The sequence below is a fragment of the Candidatus Hydrogenedens sp. genome, assembly GCA_035361075.1.
Lineage (GTDB): Bacteria > Hydrogenedentota > Hydrogenedentia > Hydrogenedentales > Hydrogenedentaceae > Hydrogenedens.
The window spans coordinates 21,046-32,302 of sequence record DAOSBX010000040.1; the positions used below are offsets into that span (position 1 = coordinate 21,046).

General features: G+C 38.0%; 9 protein-coding genes. 6 read left to right on the plus strand and 3 right to left on the minus strand.

The window, feature by feature from the left end; translation table 11 throughout:
* The 3 genes from PLJ10_11305 to PLJ10_11315 all read right to left on the minus strand — a co-directional run.
* Positions 1–551 (minus strand): hypothetical protein (locus PLJ10_11305; protein HOK10232.1); only part of this gene is annotated, 551 nt, incomplete at its 3' end.
* Entirely contained in the window at positions 551–2,035 is a 1,485-nt protein-coding gene (locus PLJ10_11310; protein HOK10233.1) for a hypothetical protein, read from the minus strand. The genes PLJ10_11305 and PLJ10_11310, both read right to left, overlap by 1 nt.
* Complete coding sequence (locus tag PLJ10_11315; protein HOK10234.1) at positions 2,032–4,248, minus strand: tetratricopeptide repeat protein; 2,217 nt, start codon at positions 4,246–4,248, stop codon at positions 2,032–2,034. The genes PLJ10_11310 and PLJ10_11315 overlap by 4 nt, the downstream gene beginning before the upstream one ends.
* Before the next feature lie 139 nt (positions 4,249–4,387).
* On the opposite strand from PLJ10_11315, the gene PLJ10_11320 reads away from it, so the two are divergent.
* The 6 genes from PLJ10_11320 (at position 4,388) to PLJ10_11345 (ending at position 10,846) form a co-directional block, all read left to right on the plus strand.
* Positions 4,388–5,605: a hypothetical protein gene (locus PLJ10_11320; protein ID HOK10235.1), complete on the plus strand. Its 1,218-nt coding sequence runs from the start codon at positions 4,388–4,390 to the stop codon at positions 5,603–5,605.
* Complete coding sequence (locus PLJ10_11325; GenBank protein HOK10236.1) at positions 5,602–6,756, plus strand: SGNH/GDSL hydrolase family protein; 1,155 nt, start codon at positions 5,602–5,604, stop codon at positions 6,754–6,756. Before PLJ10_11320 ends, PLJ10_11325 begins: the two co-directional genes overlap by 4 nt.
* A gap of 73 nt (positions 6,757–6,829) precedes the next feature.
* Positions 6,830–7,183, plus strand: coding sequence for a B-box zinc finger protein (locus tag PLJ10_11330; protein HOK10237.1), 354 nt, complete (start codon positions 6,830–6,832; stop codon positions 7,181–7,183).
* A 33-nt stretch (positions 7,184–7,216) separates the two neighbouring features.
* Positions 7,217–7,657 carry a hypothetical protein gene (locus PLJ10_11335; protein HOK10238.1) on the plus strand — a complete coding sequence of 147 codons (441 nt, stop codon included), beginning with the start codon at positions 7,217–7,219 and terminating at the stop codon, positions 7,655–7,657.
* Between the two features lie 4 nt (positions 7,658–7,661).
* On the plus strand, positions 7,662–8,372 hold the full coding sequence (gene rlmB, locus PLJ10_11340) for a 23S rRNA (guanosine(2251)-2'-O)-methyltransferase RlmB (GenBank protein HOK10239.1): 711 nt from the start codon (positions 7,662–7,664) through the stop codon (positions 8,370–8,372).
* A gap of 209 nt (positions 8,373–8,581) precedes the next feature.
* Entirely contained in the window at positions 8,582–10,846 is a 2,265-nt protein-coding gene (locus PLJ10_11345) for a PEP/pyruvate-binding domain-containing protein (protein HOK10240.1), read from the plus strand.
* Positions 10,847–11,257 lie beyond the last annotated feature (411 nt).

Here is an 11,257-nt window from a genome sequence, read left to right on the forward strand (position 1 = left end):
TTTTCCTGCATCGTCTCCTGCCATAAAAAAGCCCTATACAATTGAAACACATCTTTCGGAATCTTTTTTATAATTTCTTGATACAACGGAAGGTTATTGTTTTCCCCCACACTTTCATTTGTTAGGGAACAAGTTATATCAAAATTATTTTTATCAATATTAAGGTTAATCTGTTTTATGTCGTAAATAGTGCGAAATGCCTCTCGAAATGTTTCATCTTCATTAAAATAGATTTGAAAACGATAACTCCATAGGTCTAATGGTTCAGGTTCTGGCAGACACCATTCATCACCAACAAGTAATTGTTGAGGTGTAAATAAAGTTTTCCCTTCGCCATAATGTATACCTTCTTCCCTTCCCTCATCCCATTCCTTCATCAGTAATTCTCCACGACGGATACGAACAAATTTATTTGTCTTTTCGATATGTTTCCAGCGTAATCGTTCAAACAGTTCTAAAGATAAACAAATAACAATAAGCCAAAATAGAATAAACAAACTATAACCCAAGATATAAATAATAGGTTTCTTTTTTTGGCGAGATGTATGCATTATTGTTTATGACCTGCTTCGTATCGTTTGATATATGCCAATAAATAGGGCATTATAATTTCCGCTTTCCTTTGAATTCCTTTCATTTTTTGATGACATAAATCACAAAAATAATACGGTGGTTCCTTCTGATATTCCTCATACATCGGAATATATAGAACATCCTTATCAAGGAACCTTTCTTTCAGAAGTTTATTATATATATCAAGGACATAATAATACATCCTATAATTGATAAAATCACCTCCCCACCATTTCCTTGTTACATATTGTAAGTAATCTTTCTCCCGTCGTGTCATCAAGGAGTAATTTGGTGTAGGCATACTCATTACCGCAAAAAGTACTCCTTTCTGCTGAAGGTAGTTCTCTATTTTTTTTATATGACTTAATACATCTTTACTAATATCGTTCTGTATTTGTGTATCATTAGGTAGGAAAAGAAGAGGAAAAACATTTCGAAATAATTTTGATTGTATACATATCTTTTTCATTCCATTTAGATGATTTAACCAGTAAGGTAATAAGATATGTGTTATATCATTTGCCCCTTCACAATAAACAATAAGGTTTGGCTCCATCAATAGATAATCTGGCAAGCGTAACCATAACTTATTAGCAGAAATTCCTGGCATTCCCGCATTGATAACCTCAATTTTATAACCACCATGGTATTGCGTTGACAAAAATCTTTCTAACAGGTTTGGATATGTTTCCGATTCAGTTGGTCCTTCCTCAGTAGTCGAACCACCGATGCACACAATTCGAAACACATTGGGCGGTTTGGGAACAACGATATCTTCATCGCGGAAACCGAAATTGTTTGTGTGAAATTCATACGAATGCAATCGAGCATGTTTCTTATACTCAAAATAAGGTATCTCCCAAACATCGGCTATATCTTTTGTGTTCTGTAGATTATCTGGATTCTTTGACTTATACCAACACAGCAGTATGCTTTGGTTCTTTGTGCCCACTGGATAATAGACAAAAAGGTCGGAAATAATTTCTTCACCATTTGTAAATGAAGGGTAATATTTTGAATAGGTATTCTGACGTTGAACAGGTATTTCTTTTTCCAAAGCACTTAGTAATTCGTCATTAAAACAATGTTTTGCATTCGGTTCAGGAAGGTATACAGTTTTCTCCTCTTTGTCTAAATCCTTTATAAGGACGGCTATCTGGTAAAAGGAAGAAAACAATTGCTTATCATGCTCATCCAATTGTAAAAAAAACTCTGCTCGGTTTTTATACCATTGTCCTATATCTGGAGGTGGAAGTGGTTCTATTGATTGTAGTTGGTTCTCTTGAACGACATTGCTATGACTCCATGGAGGTTGATCGTTCAAGGATAAGATGAGAGGATTTGTTTTAGCAACGATATATTCATAGATGCGAACCGCACATTCAGCAGACAAAAACGCTACGACAACCCAAATAAGAAAGATTAATATTTTGCTGATGCTTTTTACAATACGATGATTCATTGAGGTGTCGGAAATGGTTGCTGAGGGTTATTTTTCAGTCGTTCTAATTCTGTAGCAGGACGTAGGTCTGTAGGGTCAAGTTCAATGGCTTTCTGGAAATATTCAGTCGCCTTTTCACGATTTCCAAGCCCCAAATAGGCACGACCCATACAGGTATGAGCAAATGAATCATTAGGCAATAGTTGGAATGCCTTTTCCAATGCAGAAATAGCCAATTCATATTGACCTCTGTTAATATGAATATCTGCAATATTAATCCAGTTCCATGGATATTGCTCTGGCTTCAATTCGACAGCCTTTGTGAATGCATCTATTGCAAGGTCCCATTCCTGCAATTCTTTATAGGACATACCCATATAGGAATATGCCTGAGCATAACCAGGGTCAAGTTGAATTACATGCTTACAGGTATCAACTGCAGACCAGAAATCCTTGACCCGCCAGAATTCCAGAGCCATAGCACACAGGTCTTCTAATAAGGCTACCGATTTTTTACTGTATGTTTTTACAGAATCTTGCAAAGAAAATATCTGATGATACACCACAACCCGTTGGATACCAGGAAACTCTTGCGACTGATAGATAATACCGTTCTCCTTCAAATACTTTTCAAAATGATTAAGAGGTGCAGATTCAAAATAATCCCCCTGAACCACAATCCATAATTTTGCATTCGGTCTTCGTTCTGGTAATAGTTTTGTAATCAAAAATTCAGCGATTTCTGCGGTATTCTCAAACTGGGAACCATAGCAAACAACATTGGGTACAGGACCTAAATTATACAGAAAAACACGCTTCCACAATTCATTGTTTACAAGAATAATGTCTTCTGTCTTTGCCTTGTGCTTAATAAATATACCTGCATTTTTCCAATCCGTATGTTGCGGTTTCCCGAGGATTAAACTACCCTGATATAAATACAAAAGCAGAAAAGCAGTGATGAGCAGTCGTTTTGCCCATTGTTTATGTTCCATGTTGCTAATGGTGTAGCCAATAATCAAATAAAGAGCAATGGAACTATGCAGGGTATATCTTGGCATAATACAGGGACGCCATACGTGTGAAACAAGATATAAAAATAAGGGAGGAAATAACCACCAGATACAATAAAGCAGGATAAGAGAATTAGTTGTTTTCCCGCCATTATTCGACTGTGAATCTTTAGTTTCTTTTCTTCTAAAGAAATAAACCCAAATAGCCCAGATAAAGCAAAAGAGATATAAAACCGCTATCACGCCACCTATGAAATACCGTTGAGATACAATCGTGTGAGCAGTTTCTTTACTAAAAAAATGCATCCATAAATCAGGCTCTGCACGTAGTTGGTAAGTCCACCCAACACAATCATCTGCAACAAGGTCCCCAGTAAATTCGCGAAGTGTCGGTATCTTCATCCATGAAGATGTCATGTCTGGCGACCAAAAATTTATAGTCAGAATATATACAACAGAAGGTAGTGAAATAAGGAAGAGAGGAATAGCCCATTTTATAAGAAAAAGAATTTCTTCCTTAAAATAATCTTTATAAAACCATTCGCTGGGTCTCCCTTCGCAGTATTCCCATGCACGGATAAGTAATCGGTCTACCAGCAGATACACCCCTTGAACCATAACGACTAACGTCGCAAAGGGATGTGTCCAGAGAAGGAGGAAGGTAGTGATAAGATAATATATAAAAGTTCTCCGTTTTAGGTCACGATACCAATATATAAAAAGAAGCATGGAAAGGATAGACAGAAGGGTGAACAAACTATACATCCGTATTTCCTGTGAAAACTGCCGATGTATCGGAGACAGTGCTACAAGAAGACAGGCAATAAGCCCCGCAGAAGCACTAAAACTTAAACTCCCTAAAATATATGTACTATAAATAACAGTCAATCCGATAAAAACGGAAAGCAGACGGAGGGAATAATACGACTCATCAATATAGGTATGCCATAAATACTCAATTGAATAATATAACGGCATAGTTGCAGGGTCCATAGAGCGATTCTTTATCAGGAAATGCAAAATATTCACTGAAGGTTCATAATGAACACCTTGAGCCCAACGTGTAAAATCTGGCGACGATTCATATTCCGATAAAGGCTTTAAATGGACAACACTGCTAAATTCATCCCACCATATCGACTCGTAACTTAAACCAATAGAACGATATAAATAACCTGCAAGTAAAATTAAAAATAAATATAAAAATACTTTCGAATTCATATCTGCAGTTTTAATTCTCAATTTGTATGACTAAATCTTTTTATACTCCAAATTATTTATAATAACATATCATAATGAGGATTAAATATCTGATGAATACATATTGATAATTTTCAAATCATACCGATGGAGTATCTCGATGAAATTATTTTTAAAGAATGTATCGTTAGTATTGGCTTCAATACTTGCAGTTCTTATATTAACCATGATATTAGACCGTGTGGTCGGAAATATTTTACCCAAGCCATTCCCTGAAGGTACACATGACTTGATTTTTCCGCCATTGTCACAACAAGAATTTGCTTCCGTTGATTTTAGGTATGTGGTAGAGACCAATTCATTAGGAATTCGTGACCGCGAGATACAAAAACCTAAAAGTGCCAATAGTTACCGCATCATAGCCGTTGGCGATTCCTATACGTACGGTTGGGGTGTGAACATAGAACAGACATGGCTCCGCAAACTGGAACAAACACTATCATTACCGAACAAAAAAATTGAAACAATTAACTTAGGTAAGCCAGGAACAGGACCCCCTTTCTATGCAGAAATTACTCGCACCGTTGTTCCTTTACTCGAACCCGATCTGGTATTAGTAGGTATTCTACAAGGGAACGATATTGCATCTTCAGGCTCGGAAGGCTTGGAACAAATAGGCTCAGGTCTCATTCGCTGGACAAAACTTTTATATCCTAATTTTGTCCGAACTGTAGAAATGATGCGATTAACGAAATCACTTGAAACACGAACACAAGAACGGCCTCCAGAAAAAACGACCGCAGAGGACAATGCACGTTGGTCAGCCAATACTGCAAAAGAGTTCTATGAAAAAATGACACCAGAAGAAAAACAACGATTTGATAATTTCGATGCAGAAGTAAAACAAGCGTTTTTTGATGGGCTCTTAAATCCTTATATGATTGACCTTGCATTGAAAAATAAACATATTTACACGCTCACATTAAATCCCGATGATCCGTGGATTCAGCAGTGTATTGGAAATATGGCAAAAGCGTTGCAAGTTATAAAATCGGTAGCAGGTCAAAATAATGCACAGGTTGCCGTCGTCAGTATTCCCGATGGTCCCTATGTTAATGAGCCTGCATGGAAAAATATTCAACGCGTTGGCTTTGATGTCGTCCCAGAAATGTTGACATCTGATGCCCCCGATAAAGTTATCCAGATTGCCTGCGAAAAAGCAAATGTTCCCTGCTTTACCGTTTCCGATGCATTTCGACAGCGTCAACAAGACCCCAATTTGTTTTTTACACTGGATGGACATTTAACTGCTGATGGACACACGTTATTAGCAGAAACACTTACCCCTAAACTCCAAAAGTGGCTAACAGAGAAATGAGTGAAACAGTAAGACACGAAAACCTAAGTAAAAAAAAGATAATTCTATTTTCCTTATTGCCACTTGTTATTTTGCTTCTTGGTCTTGAACTAATAGCCCGAATTGTTGAGATATGGCTTCCACCAATGGTGACAGATATCGGTTTAGGTTTTACAGAGGATTCCCGACTATTTATCCCTGACCCTCATGATAGTCGCTATTTGATAACACACCCCAATAAGACTGTCGCTTTCCAGAATCAACGATTTTTGAAAAACAAGCCTTCCAATACATTACGCATCTTTTTTCTGGGCGGTTCTTCGGTAAATTATGTCAATTACGAATTACCAAACTTATCCGAGCGTTTGAAAGAAGCACTTAAACCGAGATATAAAGAAGTCGAAATAATCAACTGTGGCGGACTTTCCTACGGCACACATCGCCTCGTATTAATCGCTCGTGAGATTGTAAATTATGCTCCTGACCTCGTGATGATATATTCTGGACACAACGAATTTGAAGAAATTGAACAACTACATTTAGCACGAGTGCAATCAACAAAACTACAACGGATACTATTCTCCTCCGCAATGATGCGATTTATTCGCGACCGCATCGCAACATATCAAATATCCCAACTAGAGAAAGAGCATAATCGTAGGATGTTAGCTCAATCACTACCCGACGCAGGTAAAGGCTGGAATCATGTATTTACCCCAGAAGAAATTGCAGAACGGATGGAAAAATACAAATACAATCTGAACGAAATTATACAGTTGTGTAAAGAAAAAAATATAAAAGTCGTTATTGCAACCGTCCCTTCAAACTATATAAAACCTAACTTAATAGGGAAAAGTGCCAATGACTATGAACAAGTATTGCAATTAATTAAAGAAGAAAAATATAAAGAAGCGTATGAATTAGGTAGGAAGATTATTCGTGAAACGTCACCACGACATCAGTCATCCGACCTTGAAAACAATATTGTGAGAGAACTTGCACAACAAAATCAGATTCCTCTGGCTGATGTTTTATCTGCAATAGAAGAGGCAGAACCTCATCATATCCCTGGCGAAACGTTGTTTAACGACCATTGCCATCTTAACCCTATCGGCAATGAAATTATGATTCAAACTTTTGAAAAAACTATCATTCAATGCCTAACTAAATAATAAATACTTAAATTTATACTTGAAATACTCATTATTTTTGTTATAATAAAAAAATAAATTATAAGGAATTGATATGTTAGACGGCAGATTATCCTCTTGTATCAATCATCCTTCTGTTTCCGCAACAGCAAGGTGCAAACAATGTGGGAAGCCCGTTTGTGGGGCTTGTGTGGTTAGTTCACCATTAGGTTCATTCTGTTCCGAAGCATGCAGGGAACGTTTCGAAACGTTCGCAAAACGTGTTCAAGAGTTAGACCGTGAAAACACCCGCGCACGATGGAATATAGGCGTCAAACTCAGACAGTTCTTTTCTTTTTTAATAGTTGTTATTGTTGTTCTGGTTACTCTGGGTGTAATCGGAACATTATTTAATATCCCCATATTATCACAATGGGTTTTTGTTGTTCGTGCATGGATAGGTATTTAAACTTAAAACAACATTTTTAAGGAGGGCTTCATTATGGATTTGAGTGGATTAAAATGGCCATTAATTATCCTCATTATTGTCGGAGTAGGCTGGCTTGCTTCCAGTGGCGGTGTCAATTACATGATTAAAAATTTTACCAAGGCTGTACCAGGACAAGATGCACAACGGGACAAAATAGATGAAGCTGGACTTACACGCGTCGCAGGTTACCTGATGATGCTTTTGCGATGGGAACGAGCAAAAGATGTCCTCGAACTTACAATCCAGCGATATGGCAACAGTGGTGCTAATTATTGGTACAATATGTACCGCCTTTCTAAATGCTATGAGAAGTTAGAACGTTATCAAGAAGCATACAATATCCTGCGTGATTTAGCACAATTAAATGCACATCAATACGATGAACGTGTGCCAGAGTTTGATAACCTCAACCTCAGGGCAAGTAAACTCAAAGAAGTCCATGATTTAAGATAACTTGATGGAAAACAATGTAATTTTTGGTCGAATACCCGTCTTAACCTGCCTCAAGGCAGGTCGTCGTGCAGTTTTCAAAATATATGTTCAGGAAGGTGTAACTATTCCAGGCTTAAACTATTGGGAAAGTTGTGTCCCTATTGAAAGAAAACCACGCGGTTATTTAGACCGCATAACTAAAAATGCTGTTCATCAAGGTATCGTCGCAGAAGTAGACCAATTCCCCATACTTCAACTCGACGAATACCTAAAAAAACACATAGACCAAACAAAACGAATTGTAGTCCTTGACCATATTGAAGACCCACGAAACTTAGGAGCCATTATTCGTTCCGCTGTCGCATTCAAAATCGACGCCATACTATTACCCCAAGAAGGAACAGCACCAATTACACCTATCGTCGTAAAGGCAAGCACTGGAGCGGTAGAATATGCCCAAATCATTCAAACAAAAAGCACCCTACAAAGTGTTCGTAAATTAAAAGAACTCGGTTTCGGAATATATGCCCTCGATGCACACGGAGATAAAAAACTCAACGAGATACAATGGCAAAATAAGAACGTCCTGATCATCGGCGGTGAGGGGAAAGGCATCCGACCATTAATCAAACGCGAATGCGATTACATTATCTCAATTCCAACCTCACCACCTATTGAACAACTAAATGCCAGTGTCAGTGCCAGTATCGCTTTCTACACTATGACAATAACATAAATTTGAACTTGATAAACGATACATTAGAAACAAACAAAAAATGTCTACCGTTGTTGCTAAAAATGATTGTATATCTATGCATCTTTTGTTCCTATCCGCCACCTGAAACGAATATAAGTAAAAAGCACAGCATTCATCCATCAGGCAGATAACCTTTTTGCTTTTCCAACCTCTTCTTTGCTTTGATATGGAAGAAGGATAAAAATGCTATGCGTTTTTGGTTAATTAACAATGAGGAATTAGTTAATACATCCCGTATCGAAATTGGAGGAAAAGGATACGGGTTGGTGCAGATGAGAAGACAAGGATTAAGAGTGCCATTGTTCGGCATAATCAATACGGAAGGGGTTAAACGTAGGATTTGGCATACTCATCCTGAATTACAGCAAACATTATTATCATGGTGTGATGAAATATTACAGAAGTCCTCAAATATGAAGTTGGCAGTCCGTTCCTCCGCATGTGAAGAAGACCAAGAACACCGTTCATTTGCAGGTAAGTTCCTAACTGAGTTCATATCAAATGCAGACGAACTTATTCCGACACTGGACAAGTTATGTGCACATTATGAAATGGTAATAGAAACAGAACATAATTACGTCGGTCCACGTGGACTTGCTATCATCTTGCAAGAATTTATTTCAGGAAAAATATCAGGAGTATGCTTTTCTGCTGAGCCAATCAATGCACATCCCGAAAAAGCATATTGCGAGATGGTCGTTGGCGAGAACAAGATGTTGGTTGATGGAGAAACACAGCCAACTCGGATTCTTTTTCACCCCTCCACTGCAGAACTAATAGAACTTCAAGAAGGAATCCATGGACCAAAACATATACCAGACCAGTTATTAGCAGAACTGTCAACTGGTTTAATAAAGATGGAATGGAACTATCGCACTGCTGTGGATATAGAATGGACATGGAACGATGAAAACATCTGGTTTTTACAGGTTCGACCTATAACAGCAATCCATCCATCGCAAGAATTATACCCGACAAAATGTGCTACCTGTTGGTTCTTTGACCAACGGTTTATCGAACCGATTACACCAATTACAAAAACAACTCTTATACCATTAATCCTTCGCAAAGCAATTGAAGAAGCACTAAGTATGCGTAAGAAAATTGAACCTGTAGAACCATATTACTTCGGCGGTCAAGTATACATTCCACATCAGGTATACTTCGATTTATTAGAAGGTTGTCCAAAATGGTGGCTTGCCTCCGATTTGAAACTACTATTTCCTGACGATTGCGGTTGCCCACCACGACAAATGAAATTATTAGGTATACGCTTCTGGTTAGATGCCGTTCGTTCACTATTAGAACACTGGCAAGATGCAATTTTTGTGCTACACCGATGGGAACAATGGAAAAAACAATTATCAGAAAAATTAAACCTATGGCGTGAAGAAGATTTGCCAGAACAAACTTCGGAAGCATGGCTATCGCATTGGGAACAATGGCAAAAACTATCCGAAGAGTTCCTCGAAATACATCGTTGGGCTATCCTATGGTCAAGTTATGTATATCGATTAGGCGGAAAATACATCGTGCACCGTAAGGAAAAACACTACCCTTCTATCACAACACACGCAAATTATATGCTAACCTCTTACCTATCCACACGAGATGTAAAATTATTAAATACCATCCGCTCTGAATACTCACACCGTACAGAAAGCCTCGACTTCATGTCGCCACGATGGGGAGAATGGCTTTCTGGCGAGGAACAAAACCAATTCTTCGAAACACAACTCTTAGAAGAAAAATACGATCAACCTATAATACGAAACACAATGCAAAAAAAGGTTGGATGGTTATACCGCATTATCTCACGATTTATTCACCTCCGTGAAGAACAAAGATTCGAATGGGAAAAAATTCTATATATACAAAAAAAATTATTGAAAGAGGCTGGCAGAAAATTAGCGGAAAAAGGAATATTAAACAACCAAAATCAAATTTGGTGGATCACATGGCAAGAACTAATAAACGCTCTAATAGAAGGAAAGCAGATAAACTTCACAGACATCTCAACCCGAAAACATCAATGGTGTGTAGAACATACATTTCCAAAACCATCTTTTATAAATTATCATCCAGTCCCCCATATTGACAGAGAGACCGATACATGGTACGGTTGGGGTATATCTGGCGGTAGAGTAAAAGGTACTGCGTATGTGACAAATAGCCCCACATCATTACCCACAGACATCCCTCACCCTCGCATACTCATAACAACCTGCTTAAACCCAGGCCAGACATGGTGCTTACAATATTGGGACGGCGTCCTACTTGAACGAGGTAGCGAACTATCACACCCCGCAATTATCGCACGAGAGATGAACATACCAATGATTGCCAATCTACCAGAAATCACACACAAACTCAACACAGGAGATGTTATCTATCTCGATGCCACTAACGGCAAAGTAACCCGTATCCCTACCCCCACTAAAAACCCCCTATAATACACCTCTTCACTTTCTAAGTAATTGCATCAAAACATATCACAAGCGTCCCACGTATGATTAGAATACATACCCATCATCCCCACCGACGGAATAGCACAGATAAGACTGATAAGAACTATGGAACAAAACAGATAAAAAGTTCGTAATAGCATGGTAAGTTGAACTAAAGAAAGCATGAGAAGTACAGGAAAGATAGAATGGGGTAAATAGATACATCATTATTAATTCTGAATCTACCTTGTTATATACATTTCAAAAAATTCATGTTAGGGGCAGGCACATAGGTCTTCCATTACATAAGACTCCTAAGTCTACCCCTTTAGATAATCCCTCACAGGCACTCTTGCCTGTGTTACTTTTTAACCACAAGCACGATGTTTTTGTTACTCTTTTTATCTCCGCCTACGC